Here is a 22038-nt window from a genome sequence, read left to right on the forward strand (position 1 = left end):
AACAAATCTAGACATCTTATATGGGCTTAATTAAACGATTCAACATTGGGAAAAAAGTTACTGTAGGGTATGTAGTAATAATTAGTATCACAACAGCCTGTAGTTTTTACAGTGTTCTGAAGCTAAGAGAGAGTCGAAATACTGAAGAAAAAATATCAGAAGTATTTAGTGCTCTACTTATCAAAATGGACCAAATGCAAGATTTGGTGGATAATGCAAAAAAATACTCCAATAACTGGATATATAATCCTAGTGAAGAAGAGAAGACTGCTTTGATTGATCTGCAAAATGAGAAATTTCCAACTTTGGTCGAAGAAATAAATCTGCTTCAGACCAATTGGACCAGAGATAATCGGTTGGATAGTCTTAATCTAATGCTAAGCATGTTTAGAGAGAATATTGGCTATCAAAAGCAGATCATGAATCATTTGAGCACCCTAGATAGCTACACCAATGATTCTATTATATTTTATTTAGCCATTCCCTTATTTGATGAAAAATTAGAGCCGCAGTTAATCAACCTTTCAGAACGATTGGAATTATTTACGTCAGGGTTGAAACAATTTTCAGATGAACTGATTATCGAAAAAAATGCTTCACTAGATAGAGTGGAAAACATAACTATATTGTTGACGCTATTGTCTATTGTACTTGGCATTATAGCGTCATTTGTAGTTACCTCTTCAATCGCAAAACCAATCAAGCTTCTAAATGAAAACATTCAAAAAATGGGCCTGGGGGAGCTGCCAAAATTTGAATTTAAAACTACATCAGATGAAGTTGGGGATATGGTAAAATCTCTAACTCTACTAAGAAACAACCTTGAAGTCACATCAACCTTTGCACTAAATATCGGTGATGGTCAGCTCGAACAAGAATATAAGGTGCTTAGTGAAAAAGATGTTCTTGGAAAGTCTCTGGTTGCAATGAGAAATAATTTAAATAAAGTTATCACTGAGACTCAAGATGTGGTTCAAAAAGCTGGGATGGAGGGCGTGCTGAAAAGCCGGATTGATTTAACTGAAAAATCCGGAGCTTGGAGAGAATTATCTGAAGCTATAAATAACTTATTGATATCAATATCTGAGCCGGTATTGTCAGTGAATGAAATTGTGAATGCCATGGCCGATGGAGATCTGACAAAGAAAATGAAGGACAATTTAAATGGTGATTTTAAAGTGTTGTCAGATAATTTGAATCAGGCGCTAAGTAACCTAAATGGCTTTTTAAATCAGATAGCAAATGATGCCGATTCTATGAATTCGTCTTCTAAGCTCATGCAGGTTTCAAGTGATGAAATGGCGTCAAGCACTAGTGAAATCGCGACTGCTATTGGTCAAATGAGTAGCGGAGCACAAAATCAGGTAGGAAAAGTAGATGAGTCATCTCAATTAATTGAAGGAATTCTGACCTCTTCAAATGAAATGGGGCAAAGAGCAGATAGAATAAATAAAGCTGCTAAAACTGGAGTAGACAATAGCGAGCAGGGAATGAAAATGGTTGAGAAAGTGGTAGTTAATATGAACGAAATAGCTACTTTCTCGGACAAAACCAACGCTTCAATCAATGTACTTACGGAAAGGTCAAATCAGATCACTACTATGTTGGCTGTAATTAGTGATATTGCAGCGCAGACCAATTTACTGGCATTAAACGCTGCAATAGAAGCTGCTCAAGCAGGTGATGCGGGAAGGGGCTTTGCGGTTGTGGCCGAAGAAATTAGAAAATTGGCCGAGAGTTCAAGATCATCCGCAAAAGAAATAGAACTGCTTGTTACAGGCGTGCAGAGCGATACAAAAGAAGCGGCAAAAGTGATTGAAACTATGCATAAAAGTGTGGTGGAAGGTAATACCACTTCTAATCAAGTTTTGGAATCGTTTAGAAAGATTACAGAAGCATCTCATAATACACTAGAATTTTCGGAGGAAATTTTAAATGCCGCTAAAATTCAGATAACGGATATAAACAATGTTGTAAGTATTACCGAAGGAATTGTGGTAATAGCTGAGCAGACAGCCTCCGGTACAGAAGAAGTAGCGGCTAGCGCATCAGAGCTTTCTGCCGGAATGGAAAATTACAACAATAGAACAGCAGAGCTCTCTAATATTGCTAAGAGGTTGAATGAAGGGCTAGGTAAATTTTCTCTTGCAGAAATACAAAATGATATGATTGATGCGCAAAATGAGGAGGACAGCGTAGAAACTTTTGATTCCAGTTCAACACATTCAGAGGTTTATTTTAGTCCAAATTAATTTTTTGTTAGTCAAGACTTTGCCGTTCAGTTCCAACTAGCTTAATTCTACCATTTGAATCCTTGAATATTGATGAAGACTGTTTGAGAACTTGACCTTTCCCTAAATTCAAAACGTTGCGCGGGCTCATATAGGAGAGTAATTCCACCATCCAGCGAAAAAGGAATCTCATCTATTCTTTGATCCTTTACTTTTATGAAAATATTCAATTTTATGCGAATTACATTTTCATATACCACTCTTGTATTGCTGATGCTAAGCTGTGCCCAAAAACCAGTCCTTTACACGGCTGTTGACTTTGCTTTTGTTGGGGAGTTTACCCAAGGACTTGAAGGCCCTGCGGTGGATGCTGAAGGCAATCTCTTTTTTGTAAATCCTGAAAGAAACGGCACCATCGGTAAATTAGATATAAAGGGGAAATTTGAAATCTATATAGATAGCTTACCGAATGGTAGTGTGGCCAATGGTATTCGATTTGATCGGAATGGAATCATGTTCTTAGCGGACTATGTCAATCACAACATACTCACCATAGACCCGGTCCATAAAGATGTTGTGGTTTATGCACATGACAGCACCATGAATCAGCCCAATGATGTTGCTATTTCTAGTAACGGTACGTTATATGCCAGCGACCCTAACTGGGCAGAAAGTACAGGCAACCTTTGGAAAGTAGATAAGGGAGGAGATTTTGTTTTGTTAGAATCAAATATGGGCACAACTAATGGTGTAGAGGTAGCACCAGGAGATAGCTTGCTCTACGTGAATGAAAGTGTACAACGGAAGGTTTGGGCATACGATTTATCCCCAGAAGGCAAAGTTTCCAACAAGCGTCTACTTATAGAGTTTCCTGATCATGGATTGGATGGTATGCGTTGTGATGAGGAGGGTAACCTTTACATTGCGCGATATGGCAAGGGAACAGTTGCCATGGTTTCTCCTGTCGGAGAATTGCTAAATGAAGTTAAACTCAAAGGCCAGAAGCCCACCAATATTACTTTCGGAGGGCCCGAAGGTAAAACTTGCTACGTGACTTGCCAGGACCGAGGGTATATTGAAACTTTTGAGGTTCCGTCTGTCGGAAGATCCTTTTCTATCCGCAAATAAACAAAACTTACACACTGAGTTAGATATTTTTCTTAGTTTAGAGATTGAATCATTTTAATCCTAAATAATGAATTTTATGCTAACTAGACTTTTTAGCTTTCTTCTTACACTTGTTGTATTATTCACGTCCTGTGAATCAACTAAGGAAGCGGCAGATTCAGGATTCTCTATTGAGTCCGAAAAATACCAATTGGCTAATGGTTTGGATGTTATCCTACATCAGGATAAATCAGACCCAGTAGTCTCTGTAGGGATATTGTACCATGTAGGTTCCAACCGTGAAAAGCCAGGACGTACTGGTTTTGCTCACCTTTTCGAACATATGCTTTTTCAGGAATCTGAAAATGTGCCTCAAGATCAATTTTTCAAAATTGTACAGAATGTAGGAGGAACGCTCAATGGTTTTACCTGGAAGGACGGTACCATGTATTTTGAAATTGTACCAAAAAATGCATTGGAGACCATGTTATGGTTAGAGTCTGACAGACTCGGTTTTTTGTTGAATACCGTTACCGAAAGTGCATTTGCTAATCAGCAGGAGGTAGTTCAAAATGAAAAAAGACAGCGTGTGGACAACAGACCCTATGGCCATACGAACTACGTGATTGACAAAAACATGTATCCAGAAGGCCATCCATACAATTGGCAGGTGATCGGAGAATTGGTGGATTTGCAGAATGCGACCGTAGCGGATGTCAAGGAGTTTTACAACCAATTTTATGGTCCGAACAATGCTACTTTGGTCATAGCTGGGGATTTCGAAAATGCTGAAATCAAACCATTGGTAGAAAAGTACTTTGGCCCGATTGGAAAAAGGGGAGAGGTATCAGAAATGAAACCTCAACCAGTAAAACTGGATAAGTCCAAAAGATTTTATCATGAGGATAACTTTGCGACAGCTCCCCAGCTGAATATGGTATGGCCTACGATCGAGGAGTATAACGAAGACGCCTATGCACTGGATTTTCTGGCTGAAATTTTATCAGATGGTAAAAAAGCACCGCTTTATAAGGTACTGGTGAAAGAAAAAAATCTAACATCTAATGTAGCTGCCTGGAATAGATCTCAAGAACTGGCGGGCTCCCTAAGAATATCAATAAATGCAAACCAAGGAGTTCCTTTGGACTCTATTGAGTCAGGTATATATGAGGCTTTCGCACGTTTTGAAGCGGATGGAGTAACAGACAATGATATTGCTCAGGTAAAGGCAAAAATAGAAACAGATTTTTATAACGGCATCAGTAGTGTGTTCAACAAAACATTCCAAATTGCCTACTACAACACCTTTGCTGGTAGCCCTGATTTCATTGAAAAGGATGTTGCCAATATTCAAGCGGTTTCTAAGGAGGATGTCTTAAGGGTGTATAATGCTTACATTAAGGACAAACCCTTTATTCTTACAAGCTTCGTCCCTAAAGGAATGATGAATTTGAGTGCCTCCAATTGTGAAAAGGCGACCGTAGTAGAGGAGGTTATTCAGGAAATGGTTGCAGACAATTCGAATACAGAAGAGACTGCAGATGAAATAGTAAAATCAGAAACCACATTTGATAGAACCGTCGCTCCAGAGATTGGGCCAATGCCTGAGCTTACTATACCAGTTCAGTGGAATACCACATTGCAAAATGGCTTAGCCGTTTACGGTATTGAGCAAAGAGAACTTCCATTGGTTCAAGCTAGCTTAGTGATTAAGGGAGGACATCTTATGGATGATTTGAACAAGATTGGAGTAGCCAACTTGATGACTGATATCATGAACGAGGGAACGGCCAATAAAACTCCTCAAGAATTGGAAGAGGCTATTGCTCTGCTAGGAGCAGATATTAGCATGTTCACTTCGGAAGATGCGATTACTTTCACGGTCAACTCTTTGGCTAGGAATTTCCCTGCAGCGATGTCATTGCTAGAGGAAATTGTTTTAGAGCCGCGTTGGGATGAGGAGGAGTTTGATTTGATCAAAACAAGAACCATAAATATCGTAAAAAGAAGAAATGGTGACCCTGGCGCGGTAGCCGGCAAAGTTTACAAAAGATTGTTATACGGAACAGATAACATTCGCGGCTACTCCACCATGGGAACTGCTGAAGATGTGGAAAATATCAACTTAGAAGACCTCAAGGCTTTTTATCAGAATAATTTCTCACCTTCAATTTCTACGTTCCATGTAGTGGGCGATATTTCTCAAGCGGAAGTAGTCAAGGTGCTTGGTGGACTGGAGTCAAAATGGAAAGCGAAGGAAGTGCAAATACCTTCGTACGAAGCTCCTTCCGGCCCTGATAAGCCTTCCTTGTATTTTGTTGATTTTCCTGATGCAAAACAATCTGTGATCAATATTGGGTACTTGTCTATGCCAAGAACAGATCCTGATTTTTACGCAGCCACGGTAATGAATTACAAATTGGGAGGGTCTTTTAGTGGTAACGTCAATTTGATTCTAAGAGAAGAAAAAGGTTATACCTATGGAGCCAGAACCGGATTTGCTGGTGATGTCGACTCCGGTGAGTTTACGGCGAGTTCAAGTGTGAGAACCAATACTACTTTTGAGTCTGTGAAGATCTTCAAAGAAGAAATGGAAAAGTACCGAGAAGGGATTAGCGAGGAAGATCTTGAGTTTACCAAAAATGCCTTGATCAAATCTAATGCTAGAAGATTTGAAACCTTAGGTGCTTTGAGAGGAATGATAGAAACCAGAAGTAAATACGGTTTTGGTCCTAACTACATCAAGGAAGAAGAAAACGTGGTTAGAAATATGACTTTAGAAGAGCATAAGGCTTTGGCCCAAAAGTATATCACACCCGATCAAATGGTTTATCTGGTATCAGGAGATGCAAAAACGCAACTGGAACAGTTTCAGAATACTGGTTTTGATAAAGTGGTTCTTTTGGATAAAGAAGGAAATGAAGTCGAAGAGTCTATTATTCTTGTGAAATAGGGAGACTACAAAGATTAACAAGAGGCCGATAGAACATGTGTTTTGTTGGCCTCTTTTTTGTTTTTTTTGAAACTAAAAAAGACGAAATGGGTACATTTATAGCATGTACGTCTCCATAACCCGTCTCAAACTTAAATCCATTTGGCTGCTGCCAAAATTTGCTGGTCAATCCAACAAAGTGGCTCGTCAAGCCAATCAATCTTCTGGCATATTGAAGGTACGGTTGTCCAACCGGTGGTTTAAATATTTTTACACTATGACGCATTGGAATAGCAAGGAGGCCATGCAACAATTTATGATCAATGGAGAACATAAAGTGGCCATGAAACAATGGAGTGACTATGCGTCTGAAGTAAAAGCATACGGCTTTGAAACCAATGATCCACCCAAATGGAAAGAGGCAAGGTCGCTTATCAAGAAACAAGGAAGGATAACCAACTAAGCTATGAATAGAATCGATCGACTCACCGCCATTATGCTCAAGTTGCAGAGCAAAAGACATGTAACCATAGATGATATTTCTGATCATTTTGATATCAGCGAGAGAACTGTCTTTCGTGATATTAAAGCGCTTGGAGAAGCAGGAGTGCCTATAGGATTTGAAAAAGATCGAGGGTACTTTATTGTCGAGGGTTATTATATCCCACCAGTGATGTTTACGAAGGAGGAGGCTGGAGCCATATTATTGGCCGGCAAATTATTGGAAAGGCAAGGAGACAAATCTTTGGTAGATCAGTTTCAGCAGGCGCTTACCAAAGTAAGAGCGGTACTCAAGAATACCCAAAAGGACTATGTGCAGGAATTGGAAAAATATATTGAGATAGTTTCTCCTACCATTCCGGTAGAGCAGGCTTTCCCAGATCTTTTTTTGAATGATATAAAGAATGCCTTGATTAATCATCAGGTTTTGTCTTTTGAGTACTATGCCAACTACAGCGACTCATATTCTTCAAGAGAGGTGGAACCATTAGGTATTTGTCATTACGCGAATCACTGGCACTTGATTGCCTACTGCAGAATGCGTAATGGAGTGCGTGACTTTAGAACTGACCGTATTAGTAAACTGAATGTGTTGGATCAGCATTTCGACCCTTCCTTAAGAGACGATTTTAAAGATCACATATTTGTGAGGCAAATGCCACAAGATGTGAGTGAGGTGAAAGTGCTGTTTGATAAGAAAATTGCCAGGATCATTGGCGATCAGCGGTACTTCTATGGGTTCATAGACGAAAAGAAAACTGAGCATGGGACAGAAATGACGTTTATGGTAGGAGAGTGCGAGTACTTTGCTCGTTGGCTGCTCATGTTTACCGATTCTGCACGAATTCTCAACTCAGAAAAGATGGAATCGCAGATGCAGAAATTGATCGATGAGCTAGAAAGGCACTATCAAGCTCAATTATTGTCTTAAACAAAAAAGACCAGATGTTAGTCTGGTCTTTTTTGTTTTTTTTAATTGAATTCTTAGTCACATAAGTTGCAAACAACGTTTATTACTATGCTATCTATCTCTCCCGAATCAGCATTATATGCATAAATAGTCTTCTCTCCGTTGCAGTCTGAACTTGCTGTTACAACTCCTGTGTCAGAGTCTACTGTCGTCGGGTCACAAGCTACTGCGGCGGCGGCTGTGCGCGCTTCAGGATGACTTGTTGACCAGTATATTTCTGCATTCGTTGTGTTCTCAGGAAGAACTGTGGCTGAAAGAGTTATAGTCTCTCCTCTTTCTAATTCGATAGCGGCATCTCCTTGATCGATGGTCACACTCGTAGCTAAAATGTCACTAATACTAAGAGCGGCGCTTTCAGAAATGCCGTCATCTACAGAGGCAGTTAACTGTATTGCACAATAGTACTCAACTTTTTTTATTGCAGTTACCAGCCCGTCTTCATCAACTGTAGCAAAATCCGTAACATCGGGAATCTCTAAAGCCGAAACTCGACATGGCGCACTGTCGTCTTCTTCTATCACCCAGGTGATAGTCTGGTTAGTAGCATTGTCAGGTGTAATCGTCGCTGTCATTTGTTGTGTGTCACCAGCATTCATATCCAATGATGTAGGATCCAGAGTTATTCCCGTTACTGCTACATAAGTCACTTTTGCCGTGCGATCACCAGATTTTGCTCCGTCTTCACTGGTAACTACCACTGTCAATCCACAACCATCACAGTCTTTTTTCCCTTTCAAAAGTCCGGTTTCGGCATCTATCTCAGCATAGTAACTAGCATCAACAGCTGCGCCCGTTCTTGCAGCAACTTCGTTGAGTTCCAATGACCAGGTGATTTTTTTATTAGTAGCATTTTCTGGTAAAATAGTAGCAGTAAGTTGAACTTCTGCATTACCTACCACATCTATGGTTTCTTGATCGATGGTTACAATTTCTACAGCCACGTTAGTGATGGAAATGGTTGCGCTAGCAGTAAAATCACCATCTTTTGATTTAGCAGTTACCACTACTTCGCCTGCAGCTATTGCAGTTACCAACCCTGCATCGCTTACTGTAGCTATGTCAGTAGGCTCATCCTCTTTTGTTTTAGAACCTGATGGAAAGGCAACGGACCAAGTAACTCCTTGCTCTGTCGCATCAGCGGGAGCAATTGTCGCTACAAGTTGTAGCGTTTCTCCAACCTTAAGATCCTCAGCTTCTTTGTCAAGAGAAACACCAGTTACAGCCACCAATTTGGCAATGACATTCACATTTACTGTGGCTGTCAAATCTGAGTTGGTTTCAGTAGCAGTCAGTGTAGTTGATCCCACTGCTTCAGCGGTTAGCGTTGTGCCATCCACGCTCACAATATTAGCATCACCCGATGTAAATGTAATATTTGCTTGATCAGCATCGCCACCTGTAACTACCACTGCATCTGAAGCATCGTAGGAAAGACCTTCAGTAACAGTAATTGTGTCACCATCAAAGCTAATACCTGTTATATCCACTTTTTCGTCTTCTGTACAGCCGACGAGAAGGCTGAAAATCATCAGCGAACTGATGACGAATTTTAATTTGCTCATGAGAATATGTTTATGTTTTGCTGGCAATTTATACATTGTTTTCGATCCTCTGGATTGTTTTAGATATAAATCTTATGATCTTAGATGAATGTTATTTTTGGGTCGATTGATAATCGTTTACCATTCCTAATGTCACAAAATTGAAAGGAATTCGACAGATGGATTGATAGTCTTGCCCAGCCTCTAGCATATCGTCATCGTCTGCGTCATGATACCAGGATATAGTCACTGTCAGCCCATAGGATTGTAGCTGCCTGAGAATCTTCATCAGGTCAAACAAGCACTTGGCGGTGCTGCTATTAAAATACGTGAGACTGAAATGAACGGCTAGCCTGTTTTTACCGGTGAGTAAATAATTTTTCAGACCATGAAAGATCAGATTGTAGAATTTCACCGTGTCTTCGGGACTCGATTTGCCTTTAATTAGGCAAACCTGCTGTGTTGGATCTATTAGTACATAGGGAGTGATTTTTGATGGGTAAATTCTAAGTTTTGAATCTTTTGATATCTTTTTTTTAAAGAGCAAAGTCGTCACATGAGGACTTTTCTTTTTCCTTTCCATAGCTGATTTACAATTAATTTCAGTTCAAAGAACGATGAAAAAGGCATGGGGGTAAAAGGATATGTATTACCAAATAATGAATTGAATGTGAAGAGAAGGTAACTTGCATTGAAACATTCTATTGAAGACATGGCAATGATTGGAATTATTTGATTGCTTTGCTTTCTTAATAATTGAGTAATGAAAAACAATGTAACCCAAATTGAAACACCAAATTTGATCCTTCGCATCTTTCAACCACAAGATGCTGAGTTGTTAAAATCAAGGTTGGATGATAACCTAGAAATCATGATGCCTTGGATTCCATGGGCAAAAAACGAACCCGAGCCGGTAGAAGATAAACGGGAGCGAATTCGTAGCTGGATGGGAGACTTTTATTGCAATCGTGAGTACAGCTATGGTGTTTTTGAAAAAACTACTGGTGATTTTGTAGGAAGTAGCAATCTTTTTGGTAGAAGAGGAAAAGGAACCACCGAAATCGGATATTGGATAGATCACCTCAAGTCAGGCAAGGGGTATGCCACAGAAGTTAGTTATGCTTTAACGAAGTTGTCCTTCGAGCACATGAAAATTGAGAAGGTACTACTCTACATTGATACTCGAAACAATGCGAGTCAGCGAATTCCTGCAAAATTGAATTTTACCCATGAGTATACCTACCGCGAGTTGCCAAAAGGTGAAAACGGGGAGAGATTAAAATTTCAAGTTTGGGTAATGTTTGTTGAAGAATTCAAAAAAGTGGATAAATTCGAGGCTGTCGAATTTTTTTATCTCTAATTCGAAGTGCCATTTCAGTGAATTGCACAAGATACTTTTGTTGCTGTAAAATGGACTCTATTTAAACTGAATTGATTTGGAACTGATTGAGGAAGAAAACCTTTTGTACAAAGCCGGTGATACGGGCATTTTTTTAGGAAAAGTTGAAGAAAATACCTTTCATCAACACTATGCTCTTCAGCTTACTATCGGTATTGACCAAGCGTTTGAACTCGAAACTGAAGATGGGATCGTATTGTCAAAATCACTCATTGTGCATCCTGAGGTTTCACATCGATTGGATAGCAAAGGTCAGACGGTTTTAGTCATATTACTCAATCCGGCAAGTACCCTCGGCCACTTTCTGGCGAAACATATGACATCTAACCCTGTAGAAGAGTTTGATGAAGAGTGGGTAGGATATCTACGGATGTTTGTTCAAGATTTATCCAAAAAAGAAATTAATGAAAAAACGTTCTTAAGCGCCTGTATCAACTCTATGGCCGAATTCAACAGTCGTTGCCTAGCCGCTAAACATCAGATTGATAAAAGGGTATTAGCCTCTTTACAATACCTGGATAGGCATACCAGAGAAGTGGTTTCGCTTAAAGAAATCGCAGAAGAGATGTGTTTATCAGAAAGTAGGTTTCAGCATTTATTCAAAGAAGAAACTGGTATTTCCTACCGAAGGATGCAATTGTGGAAAAGACTATTGGCCTCATTTGATGGTATTAAATCCACCAAGACCTTGACGGAGCTTGCGCATCAATCAGGGTTTTCTGATAGCTCACACTATAGCAAAACTTTTAAGGAATCTTTTGGTTTTCCACCTTCTGAGGTGTTTGCTAACAGCCACTTAGTGATGGATTAATCTACTTTAAATACTTCTTAGGAAGAGGATTGTTCTCTGTTTCTGCCGCCCAATACATATTTACAATCCACCAGCGTTCTCCGTCATTCATCAGCTGTATGCTATTAATACCTCGTGCAAAAGGTTTTTCTTCTGGTGCCCATCTCGATTCATAGGTGCTCCATGCATGAGTGATGAGGCCATAGGTCTCCGAAGTTCGAGCTACTTCGTTTTCGAAGAATCCATTATCAATCAGCCATTGATCACCTTGCTCAATAAATTGTTCCAGAGTCAAATAGCAAGGCACACGCTTGGTTTCTGAAGCAGGACGAGTAGGAATGAGACGGGCATCCGGCGTCATTAGAAATCTCAATCGATCCCAATCTCTTCTTTCGCCTTTTGGCCCTGAAATGGTTTCGTACAAGGCTTTGATGATCGCGTCTTCGCTAATTACGTCGTTCTCATATTTCTCTTGAGCCTGAGATAGAGAACTCCAGAAAACAATTATTAATAAAAGAAAGTGCTGCTTACTCATTTTGCAAAAGTAAAACACTAAGCTTTAAAAATTCAAAAGTTGTAATGATTGGTAGTTTGAAGGTGTGATCGGTTTTAATTCTGGCTTTTTTTGATCAAACCTATCAAGAAAATAAAGGTATGAAGTCCGGTACCCGCCAATGAAAGGAAAATGCCGATTCTTGTCATTGCTCTTTCGATATGCCCAAGGTTAGCCTCTTGATAAAATCCATAGAGGAAAATTACGGGTGAGACGAGCAGTAGAATAGAACCAACATATTGCACTTTCTTTTTCCATGCTGCGGTTGAAAACTGGAGTTGGACGCCTATAGAAAGGTTGAGTAGCCCGCTAAACAAAAAGTAAATGTGACCTGCTCTATAAATCATACGCTCTGTATCTGAAAGGTTGCCGATATCATTGGTTTTCATGTACCAGCCAGTTTGTAGGAATATGACAAAAGTGAGTAGTCCTACGATAGCGTGAACGATAGATATTTTGATAGGAGCTTTCATTCTTTACTTGGGACAAAAATATATTTTATTCTCAAGTCAAAAACCATTATAACTATATTTACTCTTTTTAAATGACACCATAAAATGAACTTAAATTTAGAAGGAAAGTCTGCCATAGTTTGTGGTAGTACGCAGGGAATAGGAAAGGCAATAGCAGAAGAACTGGCACAAATGGGCGCGAGTGTGACCCTTGTGGCTCGTAACATATCCAAATTGAGAGAGGTGAAAGACGGTCTGTCGGTGGCGCACAAGCAGGCACATCAATTTATTCAGGCAGATTTTAGTGACCCTATAGGACTTAAGAGTAAGATCACGGAATATTTAAAAGAGAATCCTACCCCAGAAATTTTAGTGAATAATACTGGAGGACCTGCTGGTGGACAGATCATAGATGAACCCTATACTAAATTTATGGAGACCATGACTGCCCATTTGGAATGTAATCATTTGCTTGCTCAAGCTCTGGTTCCAGGAATGAAAGAAAAAGGTTTCGGTCGAATTATTAATATTATTTCTACTTCCGTGTATGTTCCTATTCCAGGATTGGGTGTATCTAATACCGTGCGAGGTGCCGTAGCCAGTTGGGCTAAAACGCTTTCGCTAGAGCTTGGACAGTTTGGTATCACAGTCAATAATGTGTTGCCTGGTTTTACTGACACGGTTCGACTCGAGGGCATAGTTCAGGCTAAAGCGAAAAAGACTGGAAAAACAGAAGAGGAAATAATAGCTGCCATGAAAATGGAAACACCAGCACGTAGATTTGGCCAGGCTGAAGAAACGGCCGCCGCTGCAGCCTTTTTGGCTTCTCCTTCCGCAGGATACATCAATGGAGTGAGCATTCCTGTAGATGGTGGTCGAACTGGATGTATCTAAACCGTAGGACTAACCCAAATAAACTTATGCAAAAAATTGAGAACTACATCAATGGTGAGCTCGTAGCACCCGTTTCCAAAGCATATATTGACAATATCAACCCTTCTAAAGGTCAGGTATATTCTCAAATCCCGGATAGTAATGCGGCAGACGTGAAGCTAGCCGTAGAAGCAGCAAAGGAAGCCTTTCCTTGGTGGTCGACTTGTGGGATAGAAACTCGCGCAAATATCCTGAACAAGATTGCTGACCTAATTGATGAAAACCTTGATGACTTGGCTAAGGCAGAATCTATTGATAATGGTAAGCCTCTGAGTTTAGCCAAAAGCGTGGATATCCCTCGAGCTTCATCAAATTTCAGGTTCTATGCTAGTGGTATTCAGCATTTCGCTGCGGAGTCACATTATATGGAAGGTACCGCCATCAACTATACCAAACGATCTGCTGTAGGTGTGGCGGGTTGTATTTCTCCTTGGAATCTGCCTTTATACTTGTTCAGTTGGAAAATTGCTCCGGCTCTTGCTGCTGGAAATACTGTGGTGGCAAAACCCACTGAAGTAACCCCCATGACAGCCTATTTATTGTCCAAGCTTTGTATTGAAGCAGGTTTGCCTAAAGGTGTTTTGAATATAGTGCATGGCTATGGTCACAAAGCCGGTCAGGCTATTGTTGAGCACAAGGATGTGCCCTTGATTTCATTTACTGGAGGAACAGAAACTGGAAAGAAGTTGGCAGCCACGGCTGCACCGATGTTTAAGAAATTATCTCTTGAATTAGGAGGTAAAAATCCTAATATCATTTTTGCTGATTGCGATTTTGATGAAATGTTGAAAACAACCATTAGGTCATCATTTGCTAATCAAGGTCAAATTTGTCTCTGTGGTTCTCGGATTTTTGTTGAAAGGCCTATCTACGAAAAGTTTAAAAAAGCCTTTGTAGAAAAGGTACAAAAGATGAAAGTAGGAGACCCTTTAAACGAACAAACTCGAATGGGCGCCGTGGTATCAGAAGCTCATATGAATAAGGTGTTGGGGTACATAAAGCTCGCTCAAGAGGAAGGAGGAATGGTGTTGGCAGGAGGCGAACGAGTCATTGTAGATGGCGGCTGTGCTGAGGGTTATTTTATCGCGCCTACAGTGATAGAAGGGCTCAGTCATGATTGCCGAACGAATCAGGAGGAAATCTTCGGGCCGGTAGTTACCATCATGCCGTTTGATACGGAAGAAGAGGTCTTGATGATGGCCAATTCAACACCTTATGGTCTCGCAGCCACAGTTTGGACTCAGAATCTCAAGCGTGCACATCGAATTTCGCATCAAATCAAAAGCGGGATCATTTGGGTCAATTGTTGGTTGCTAAGAGACTTGCGTACACCCTTCGGCGGTATGAAACAATCTGGTGTAGGTAGAGAAGGTGGCTTCGAAGCGCTGCGATTTTTCACGGAGCCTCAAAACGTTTGCATTAAACTATAGCTAGAATGAGAGGCTTGCTCAGGAGGATATTCTATAATCAACTATATGGGAACGGTTTTTCAAGAGCAAAATTTACCCTTTTTGGTGTTTTTATACAGGAGTGTCGAGTCAGCTTTAGGCAGTTTTTTTCGTGGAGATTCCCAATATTTAGTCTTTACAGGCTCGTTATAATTTTCCTGTCATCAGGAGTGAGGTTGCTTCTAGGCCGAAGTTTGAAATATAGCTTTGGGTTTAGTGGAGAAGATAGAATCTTAGAAGGTATTTATAAACCTATCATCGATCAACCGGGTTATTACGTGGACGTTGGGTGCAATCACCCTGTTCATTTATCAAATACCTATGGGCTATATCGAAAAGGTTGGAGAGGGGTATGCATTGATGCCAATATAGACCTTATAAAGAAGCATAAAAAGTATAGGCCTAAGGATAGGGCAATTTGTGCTTTGGTATCCAATGAGGAGAGGGAAAGAGAGTTTTATAAGGTGTCAAACGATGGGTTGTCCACAACAGAAAAGAAAAATTTATCTGAAAAAGAAATTCAAGTATTGGGCTATCAAACTGAAGTTCATCACTCCAAAACTCTAACTAACATATTGAATGAAGTTTCTGCTCCGCAGTGCATTGACATTCTTTCTATTGATGCTGAGGAGCACGATTTTCAAGTGTTGCAGTCTTTAGATTTTGATCTTTTTAAACCTAAGGTGATTGTGATTGAAGATGAGACTTTTAACATTTATAAAACAGCGAGCCATCAGATAGTTGAGTATTTGGATGTCAGAGGATACGGACTGGAAGGTTTCGTATTGAAAAACCTGTATTTCAGGCTTAAAGAGGCAAGTTGATGCTACAAGCCGTTGGACTTCTGTATGGCGAGTCCTTCCTCTGGAATGTACTTCTGAATCAAAAAAGCCATTAAGAAGGAGGCCAAAGCAGCCAGTGTGGCGTTACCGATAAAACCAATGTCAGTATAGATGAAGCCTGCAACAGCGGAACCTAAGGCCATCCCCAGCTGACCGATCGAAATGGTCATGCTCATCATGCGTCCTCGTTGATTGTCTTGGATAACCTCTGAAGCCAGGGCTTGAAAGGGTACCATACGTGCTACAATAAGAAGCATGATGATAAAGAAAACGACGAAGTACATCTCATAGTTCATGTTGAGAAAGAACACGCACAGTGGCATGATGATGACGAGCAATAGATTGGAGAATATAATTATCTGCTTTCTGCCGGTTTTGTCAGAGATCATTCCTGATATAGGCCCCGTAAAAACTGTGGCCAGCCCGCCAATTAAGAACAAAGTGGCAATGTCGTAACTATTTGCGCGAAAGGAATTTTCCAGCCAGGTAGGGAAGTACACTATAAAAGAGGAGATACTCAAAAACATCAACAGATAGCCCATGGCAATGGTTTTTACTGAAGGTACGTGTAAAATCTCCCAATATTTTTTAATCGAGTGATTTAGATTCAAAGGACAAGTAGAACTCTCCACTTGGGGTTGAGGTACTTTAATTAATATCAAGACAAAGGCGAAGACCATGACAAATCCAAAAAATTGAAAGGGGGCAAAGAAGCCAATTTCACCGGCTAAAATGGTTCCGGCAGGAATACCTAAGATTTGTCCAGCGGCACTACCTGTGGCAACTACACCATTGGCCCAACCTCTTTTTTCACATGGAAAGTAATCACCAATGTATGCCACGCATGACCCTGTAAGGATGCCTCCGGCAAAACCTGCTAAGACCCTAAACCCAAGCATAGACCAGTAATCAAAAGCAAACTGATGCATCAATAAGGAAATGGCCATAGCCCCTGCACCAATCAATAGAATCTTTCTTCGTCCCACTCGGTCTGAAATGGGACCAGTGATGAGCGCTACTATCCCCAGTGTAATGGCATAAGCGGTGATCAATGTACCTCTCAGGGATTCTGTAATGTCCAGTTGCTCACCTATCTGAGATAGGATAGGAGACATGATGAAGAATTGGCTACTAGCCGCAAACATCAATAACCATAGAGAGAACAGAATGATTCGAGCGTTGAGTTGACCTTTGTTCATAAATTGAGTAGTTGGCAGGACTAACGCAATGAGGGTCTCTGAGTTACTTTTTTTTGACGAAGTACTTAAATCTTAGGTCAGACGGTATGATGGACTGCATTTTTTGGGAGAGGGTTGAATTTCTACTTTTCCAAAGTTTGAACTTTGGAAAAGTAGAAAAAACATTAATTATTAAGGTGTAGTAAAACCACACTCCGCTACGTTCACAGTAACAGGGGTAGGGTCACTATTCAGCGTCAGTTCAAATAATCGGATATCCAGGGTATTGTCAGCATCAATATCAGGGTGTACGTAACAGGGTACATCAGGTGTGCCGGCGTTGCTATCATGGTCGCAGTCTGCATAGTAGCAGAATGCCGACATGTCAATGCCAGATGGATTGTCAACCGTAGTAAGTACCTTATAAACTTGTACGTTCCACGTGGCTACTGCCCCAGGAGGAGTAGAAGTAGGGTCCGTCGTAGAAAAGTTGTCGAATGGTTCGAACTTATCAGCGTCGGACAAGAAGAAAGTAGAGCTGCTGCAATTCGTAGGGCTATCCACATAGTTGGCTGACTCAAATCCATTCAAGGTACCATTAAATACGATGGACCATCCATTAGTCACTGGATCGAATGCAGGGTCTGTGGAAGCCACACTCAACATGTAGTTACTACCATCCCAACAAATAGCTGCGATAGGGTCAATTGCAGTTGTTGGGAATATAATGTCACCATTTGGTCCGGTGGCACCCAAATAAGGACTTGACCCATCGATATGCGCAATCATTTCGGCACAATTAGGTGTTGCGCCACCACCATCTGTGATTAGTTGATTGCCAGTAGCGGGGGTATTAAAAACGAATAAAGCGCGGGCTACGTCGCCATCGAAAAGCGTGACCGCCGATGGGGCATCTACAGGTAGACGATTGAGTGAAAAAGCATACTTGTGTGTACTCCCAAAAGTGGAAATAAAGCACGGGTCAGTCGACATTGGGGCAGCACAATCATAGGTCGAAGTCAGGTTGCGATAGCGGAAAATAGGTGCATCGGTGCCAACGCGCGTTACTAATTCGATCTGTATGGGTGTTTCTATTTCTTCATTTGTAACCGTTGGGCAGGTTTGTCCATAGGTAAACAAGGCAGAAGTCGAAGGGTCAGACTTAATAATATCCATATTAATAGAACTAAAATGTGCTAATTCTGCCCTGTATACCATTAGTGAATCGTCAAGAACAGCCGTTCCTTCCTCGTTCCAGATGCCGGTTTCTTCATCGAAATAGAGCAGCGGCACGGTGCGTGGAAATTCTTGTTGCAACTCTAATCTCCAGGTTGGAATAGGCATGACCATTTCTGCCGTGATTTTATCTGATTCGTTGAGGTTGTACGATTGCTCCTCGTCAAATACATCAATACTAATGGCACCATAACTTACCATTGTTCCGGATTGGCGATTGCTGTTCCTCGCAATATCATTGCCCGGCATACCGCCTGGAGCAAAAATATCAATGGCACTGATGGCGACCTGAACATTGCCCTGAGCGGGGCTGCCAGATCTGTTGACCAACGCATTGCCAGGTATCCTTACACGTGTAGCGGATAAATTCATTTGTTTTTTCATTTGTGCATCCCACACGTCTTTCAAAGCTGCAGGCATACTAAAACTTGCTACCCTACCAGAATCGTCGAGTACCATGGGCAATGTTCCTGTAGGTAACTCTGTCCAATCTGCCTGACTGGAAGCACTTCCGCGGCTTTGTGTATTGGTTACGGAGACTGTGCCACCTGCGGTAGCATCGATAGTGACTACCGTGGCCTTATTCAGATAATAAGTGTCTTCTGGGATTGAATCCAGTCCATTTTCATTTTGAAAAATGGCCGAAGCAAAGCCGAATCCCTTTTTAGAAATATTCAGCGTGTATTTGACAGATTTGTCCACTTTGAGATCAAAGTTACCTTCGGTGTTGGTAGACCCTTCGACCTTCAAAATTTGACCGTCGACAGTGTAGTATACCACTACATCTGCTTCGTTTATGGGATTCATATCATAGTCCAGTACAAGTCCTCGTACGCTAATGCTGGGGTCCTCGCATAGGTCTGGGAAAAATTCACAGCACCCACTCATGAGTGCTACCATAAAAATTGTGGTGATTGATTTTAGTAAATGTAGTTTCATTTGGTATTCGGTTAATTTTCCTTATTTGCTTTTCTCCTTGTATGCAATTTTATTGTTGGTTGGTTGTTTTTGCCCAATCAATTCAAATAGCTGCTCGATCTTTTGTTCCTGATTATATAGGAGTGCCTTCATCTCATTACCTTGATTTTTTAGATTGGACAGTTCCTCTCTTGTGTTTTCCAACGCTTCACGCAATTCGTCAATTATTTTTTGCTGCTCTTGGATGGCTTTGATTGCGACTGCACTTAGTGAGGAGTAGTTTACTGTGTAGAAGTCGTTCTCCTTGGAGTACTGCACCATAGATGGAAATATGGGTAAAAGATCCTGCGCGATTGTACCAATTTTTTTCTGTTCAGCGTCTTGTTGGCTATTGTAGTGGTAGCTATAAATTGGCACTTGAACTACTTTCTGAAGAATGTTGTCCAAATCACTGATGTTCTTCTTTATTCTTCGGTCGGATGAATTGGTATATGCCCCGTCGGTATTGCTGAATATACCCCTGAGGCTACTTGTTCCATAATAGAGATAAAGTTCTCCGCCCGACTGAGCCGCAAATGTCCATCGTGCCGAGCCATTCAGGAGCGAAAGCCCTTCGCCTGATGAGGGGTTGCCATTGCTATGCGTCACTTGCAAGGTGGTAGTGCCTGAACCTCCTACCGCGAGATCGCCTGTAGTTTGAATATCCTGTGTGCCAAAATCAGGGTCTACTAAAGTACCTGTGAGTGAACCATCGGCCAGGTCCTGCAGATCCGCATCCAGCCTGCCATTACCGACAGTTCCAGTTGTGATATTTCCAGCATTAATGCCTGTACCCACAAGCGATCCGGAGAGCTCGCCATCAGCCAAATCTTGAAGTTGAGCATCTAGTCGGGCATTTAGCAATGTACCTGTGGTGATATTATCGGCGCTTATTCCAGTGCCTACTTTCGAACCAGAAAGTGAACCATCGGCCAGGTCATCTAGATCTGCATCATAGGCTTGCACGTCACTGCCTATTTCCAGTCCTAAATTGGTTCTGGCAGCGGCTTCAGTAGCTGCGTTGGTGCCTCCGTCTTCAATGGCAATGGTTCCGCTTATTTTAGCTGTTGTCATTGTGCCATCTGATATATTTCCTCCACTGATTCCGGAACCAACTTTAGATCCCGTCAATGAACCATCCGCCAGGTCTTGCAAATCCGCATCCAATCTTGTGTTTTCCAACGTGCCAGATGTGATATTGTCGGCTGATATGCCTGTGCCTATTTTATCACCAGACAATTCACCATCAGCAAGATCCTGCAAGTCCGTATCAAGTCGCCCATTGGCGATGGTTCCTGAGAGCTGTGTGGCATCAATCGATCCTGAAATATTAGCACCATCTACATTGTTGGCAGTCTCGGCCTGAAATGAATAAGGTACGGTAGTTAACGGTACCCTTGGAGTCAATTCTGTGCCACCATCTACGGCAATGCCTATGGTATACTCCTCGTCCCATATATCCGTAGGCAGGGCGCTATTGTCGCCTGTGCCACCACCGATAATCACAGAAAATAAGCCTTTGTCTACCTCAGAAGTAATGGTCCGCGACAGCACAGCTGTACCCCCCTCATTATAAAAGGTAAAAACAAAGCTGTGTGTTTCTCCATCGTTGACGGGTTCTCCATCGTTATCGGTGAGATAGCCCTGATAAGATAAGGTGCCATTCACCTGAGCATAGGTGCATAGCGTAAATAATATACTGGCGAATAATAAGGTTAGCCTCTTCATTGCATTATTGATTTATTTGACTACAAATACAAATTCACTTCCGGGAGCGTTGTCTCCAAACTTGCCAATTCGCGGCTCCGGGGTTAGTTTTTCTACATAAGAATAAATCTCGTTGAGCGTCAGTATACCATCACTACCGCCAAAACTATTCAGTGATTCTATTATGTTTTTTGCAAATGGTGAATGTTTTCCAGGAATGCCGTCGCTTACGTATTCCTTACCGCCACTGGTCAGGTATTTTCTGGTTTTGACTGATAGTTTTCTGAGAATATAGTCTGATTGAGAAACCTCTTCATAAATTTCTGCACTTCTGGAAGTGGCAATAGCATTGTCGAATGTGCCACCAAAGCAGACATCCATCATCAGAAATACATGCTCTGAAGGGATGACGTTGAGGATGTTTCGAAGCCTGTTGTACGACACATAGGAGGTTTTTCCAGGATCAGTTTTCAGCGATTCTTTGACAACCACAAAACCCTCTTTGAAACCTTCGTCAAAATAGCCATGTCCGGCAAAAAAAACCATAAGTTGATCCAGTGGCGCATACTCTAGTTCGCTATACTCTCGCAGCTTACTGAAGATAACATCTTGTGAGGGGTTTTCAATAATCTCAATTTCGAAGCCATAGTACTTTTCGAGCAGAGAGGATATGGTGCGACCATCATGGATAGGGTTGACCAAATCGGACCAGTTATCAAACTTATCTGTAAGGAAAAAAACAGCCCGATCTTTTCGATGCAATTTTGCGGCATCCGCCAGGGCAGTTTCTCCTACATGAATGATACGAAAGCTTTTGGATACGATGCCATCGGTATTTTCTACCACAATTTCCAGTACATTAATTCCGTCCATCATAGTGATGTCTCTTTCAATTATCATTTCTTGTTGTTGATGTTCTTCCGGCTGGACAGACATACTACCCCTTAGGGTGGCTTCATCCGAATTGAAGCCTCGCATATTTGCATTGGTATGCTCGTGCAAATTGAGCTTTATATTCTTGATGGGAGAAGCAGATTTGATTTTGAGCTTAGAATACAACTTTTTATCAGTTAGGAAAACGGTTTCATTGGCAGGCTCCACCCACTCTATGAAGGGTACCGAACCACTTTTCAGGTTCTTAGAATCAGTCAGGTTGATATCGAATGCTACACTTTTGCTTTTGAGGCTTTGTGCATGGGTAGTGCACGTCCAAAAAAGAATCGCAGCCATTGCCAGTTTGTAGATGTAATTTTTCATAGCT

At 41.3% G+C, this 22038-nt stretch carries 18 protein-coding genes; 10 read left to right on the forward strand and 8 right to left on the reverse strand.

Features of this window, described 5'->3' with window-relative positions:
- Positions 1-206 precede the first annotated feature (206 nt).
- The 5 genes from ACO6S2_RS08550 (at position 207) to ACO6S2_RS08570 (ending at position 7702) form a co-directional block, all read left to right on the forward strand.
- Positions 207-2252, forward strand: a complete 2046-nt coding sequence (locus ACO6S2_RS08550; RefSeq protein WP_422362076.1) for a methyl-accepting chemotaxis protein — start codon at positions 207-209, stop codon at positions 2250-2252.
- Positions 2253-2465: 213 nt separating this feature from the next.
- Positions 2466-3359, forward strand: a complete 894-nt coding sequence (locus ACO6S2_RS08555) for an SMP-30/gluconolactonase/LRE family protein (RefSeq protein WP_422362077.1) — start codon at positions 2466-2468, stop codon at positions 3357-3359.
- A gap of 76 nt (positions 3360-3435) precedes the next feature.
- Positions 3436-6291 (forward strand): M16 family metallopeptidase, encoded by a 2856-nt coding sequence (locus tag ACO6S2_RS08560; protein WP_422362078.1) that lies wholly within the window; start codon positions 3436-3438, stop codon positions 6289-6291.
- Between the two features lie 103 nt (positions 6292-6394).
- On the forward strand, positions 6395-6733 hold the full coding sequence (locus tag ACO6S2_RS08565) for a hypothetical protein (RefSeq protein WP_422362079.1): 339 nt from the start codon (positions 6395-6397) through the stop codon (positions 6731-6733).
- A 3-nt stretch (positions 6734-6736) separates the two neighbouring features.
- Positions 6737-7702 (forward strand): helix-turn-helix transcriptional regulator, encoded by a 966-nt coding sequence (locus ACO6S2_RS08570; RefSeq protein WP_422362080.1) that lies wholly within the window; start codon positions 6737-6739, stop codon positions 7700-7702.
- A 53-nt stretch (positions 7703-7755) separates the two neighbouring features.
- Here ACO6S2_RS08570 and ACO6S2_RS08575 read toward each other — a convergent pair whose 3' ends face one another.
- Both ACO6S2_RS08575 and ACO6S2_RS08580 read right to left on the reverse strand, forming a co-directional pair.
- A complete protein-coding gene (locus ACO6S2_RS08575) occupies positions 7756-9303 on the reverse strand; it encodes an Ig-like domain-containing protein (RefSeq protein WP_422362081.1) in 1548 nt (515 codons plus the stop codon).
- A gap of 91 nt (positions 9304-9394) precedes the next feature.
- Complete coding sequence (locus ACO6S2_RS08580) at positions 9395-9865, reverse strand: DUF1987 domain-containing protein (protein WP_422362082.1); 471 nt, start codon at positions 9863-9865, stop codon at positions 9395-9397.
- Between the two features lie 180 nt (positions 9866-10045).
- On the opposite strand from ACO6S2_RS08580, the gene ACO6S2_RS08585 reads away from it, so the two are divergent.
- Both ACO6S2_RS08585 and ACO6S2_RS08590 read left to right on the forward strand, forming a co-directional pair.
- Positions 10046-10642: a GNAT family N-acetyltransferase gene (locus tag ACO6S2_RS08585; RefSeq protein ID WP_422362083.1), complete on the forward strand. Its 597-nt coding sequence runs from the start codon at positions 10046-10048 to the stop codon at positions 10640-10642.
- A gap of 76 nt (positions 10643-10718) precedes the next feature.
- Positions 10719-11492 carry a helix-turn-helix transcriptional regulator gene (locus tag ACO6S2_RS08590; RefSeq protein WP_422362084.1) on the forward strand — a complete coding sequence of 258 codons (774 nt, stop codon included), beginning with the start codon at positions 10719-10721 and terminating at the stop codon, positions 11490-11492.
- Position 11493: 1 nt separating this feature from the next.
- Here the strand turns inward: ACO6S2_RS08590 and ACO6S2_RS08595 are convergent, their stop codons facing one another.
- Both ACO6S2_RS08595 and ACO6S2_RS08600 read right to left on the reverse strand, forming a co-directional pair.
- A complete protein-coding gene (locus ACO6S2_RS08595; protein WP_422362085.1) occupies positions 11494-12006 on the reverse strand; it encodes a hypothetical protein in 513 nt (170 codons plus the stop codon).
- A 74-nt stretch (positions 12007-12080) separates the two neighbouring features.
- Positions 12081-12497, reverse strand: coding sequence for a hypothetical protein (locus ACO6S2_RS08600; protein ID WP_422362086.1), 417 nt, complete (start codon positions 12495-12497; stop codon positions 12081-12083).
- 84 nt (positions 12498-12581) lie between these two features.
- On the opposite strand from ACO6S2_RS08600, the gene ACO6S2_RS08605 reads away from it, so the two are divergent.
- The 3 genes from ACO6S2_RS08605 (at position 12582) to ACO6S2_RS08615 (ending at position 15681) form a co-directional block, all read left to right on the forward strand.
- Positions 12582-13370: an SDR family oxidoreductase gene (locus ACO6S2_RS08605; RefSeq protein WP_422362087.1), complete on the forward strand. Its 789-nt coding sequence runs from the start codon at positions 12582-12584 to the stop codon at positions 13368-13370.
- Between the two features lie 26 nt (positions 13371-13396).
- Entirely contained in the window at positions 13397-14839 is a 1443-nt protein-coding gene (locus ACO6S2_RS08610) for an aldehyde dehydrogenase (RefSeq protein ID WP_422362088.1), read from the forward strand.
- A gap of 212 nt (positions 14840-15051) precedes the next feature.
- Positions 15052-15681 carry an FkbM family methyltransferase gene (locus ACO6S2_RS08615; protein WP_422362089.1) on the forward strand — a complete coding sequence of 210 codons (630 nt, stop codon included), beginning with the start codon at positions 15052-15054 and terminating at the stop codon, positions 15679-15681.
- 2 nt (positions 15682-15683) lie between these two features.
- Here the strand turns inward: ACO6S2_RS08615 and ACO6S2_RS08620 are convergent, their stop codons facing one another.
- From ACO6S2_RS08620 to ACO6S2_RS08635, 4 genes are all read right to left on the reverse strand, one after another.
- The gene (locus tag ACO6S2_RS08620; protein ID WP_422362090.1) at positions 15684-16898 is read right to left on the reverse strand and encodes an MFS transporter; all 1215 of its coding nucleotides are present in this window, start codon (positions 16896-16898) and stop codon (positions 15684-15686) included.
- A gap of 171 nt (positions 16899-17069) precedes the next feature.
- The gene (locus ACO6S2_RS08625; RefSeq protein WP_422362091.1) at positions 17070-19052 is read right to left on the reverse strand and encodes a hypothetical protein; all 1983 of its coding nucleotides are present in this window, start codon (positions 19050-19052) and stop codon (positions 17070-17072) included.
- 21 nt (positions 19053-19073) lie between these two features.
- Positions 19074-20798: a tail fiber domain-containing protein gene (locus ACO6S2_RS08630; RefSeq protein WP_422362092.1), complete on the reverse strand. Its 1725-nt coding sequence runs from the start codon at positions 20796-20798 to the stop codon at positions 19074-19076.
- Between the two features lie 12 nt (positions 20799-20810).
- The gene (locus ACO6S2_RS08635; protein WP_422362093.1) at positions 20811-22034 is read right to left on the reverse strand and encodes a caspase family protein; all 1224 of its coding nucleotides are present in this window, start codon (positions 22032-22034) and stop codon (positions 20811-20813) included.
- Positions 22035-22038: the final 4 nt, after the last annotated feature.

This window comes from Reichenbachiella sp. (assembly GCF_965233835.1).
Classification (GTDB): Bacteria; Bacteroidota; Bacteroidia; order Cytophagales; family Cyclobacteriaceae; genus Reichenbachiella.

Excerpts from the sequence above, each read along its gene's own strand:
- ACO6S2_RS08635 (WP_422362093.1), bottom strand. The coding sequence starts at position 22,034 with ATGAAAAATTACATCTACAAACTGGCAATGGCTGCGATTCTTTTTTGG.
- ACO6S2_RS08555 (WP_422362077.1), top strand. The coding sequence starts at position 2,466 with ATGCGAATTACATTTTCATATACCACTCTTGTATTGCTGATGCTAAGC.
- ACO6S2_RS08610 (WP_422362088.1), top strand. The coding sequence starts at position 13,397 with ATGCAAAAAATTGAGAACTACATCAATGGTGAGCTCGTAGCACCCGTT.
- ACO6S2_RS08575 (WP_422362081.1), bottom strand. The coding sequence starts at position 9,303 with ATGAGCAAATTAAAATTCGTCATCAGTTCGCTGATGATTTTCAGCCTT.
- ACO6S2_RS08595 (WP_422362085.1), bottom strand. The coding sequence starts at position 12,006 with ATGAGTAAGCAGCACTTTCTTTTATTAATAATTGTTTTCTGGAGTTCT.
- ACO6S2_RS08620 (WP_422362090.1), bottom strand. The coding sequence starts at position 16,898 with ATGAACAAAGGTCAACTCAACGCTCGAATCATTCTGTTCTCTCTATGG.
- ACO6S2_RS08625 (WP_422362091.1), bottom strand. The coding sequence starts at position 19,052 with ATGAAACTACATTTACTAAAATCAATCACCACAATTTTTATGGTAGCA.
- ACO6S2_RS08585 (WP_422362083.1), top strand. The coding sequence starts at position 10,046 with ATGAAAAACAATGTAACCCAAATTGAAACACCAAATTTGATCCTTCGC.
- ACO6S2_RS08570 (WP_422362080.1), top strand. The coding sequence starts at position 6,737 with ATGAATAGAATCGATCGACTCACCGCCATTATGCTCAAGTTGCAGAGC.
- ACO6S2_RS08560 (WP_422362078.1), top strand. The coding sequence starts at position 3,436 with ATGCTAACTAGACTTTTTAGCTTTCTTCTTACACTTGTTGTATTATTC.
- ACO6S2_RS08600 (WP_422362086.1), bottom strand. The coding sequence starts at position 12,497 with ATGAAAGCTCCTATCAAAATATCTATCGTTCACGCTATCGTAGGACTA.
- ACO6S2_RS08605 (WP_422362087.1), top strand. The coding sequence starts at position 12,582 with ATGAACTTAAATTTAGAAGGAAAGTCTGCCATAGTTTGTGGTAGTACG.
- ACO6S2_RS08580 (WP_422362082.1), bottom strand. The coding sequence starts at position 9,865 with ATGGAAAGGAAAAAGAAAAGTCCTCATGTGACGACTTTGCTCTTTAAA.
- ACO6S2_RS08630 (WP_422362092.1), bottom strand. The coding sequence starts at position 20,798 with ATGAAGAGGCTAACCTTATTATTCGCCAGTATATTATTTACGCTATGC.
- ACO6S2_RS08565 (WP_422362079.1), top strand. The coding sequence starts at position 6,395 with ATGTACGTCTCCATAACCCGTCTCAAACTTAAATCCATTTGGCTGCTG.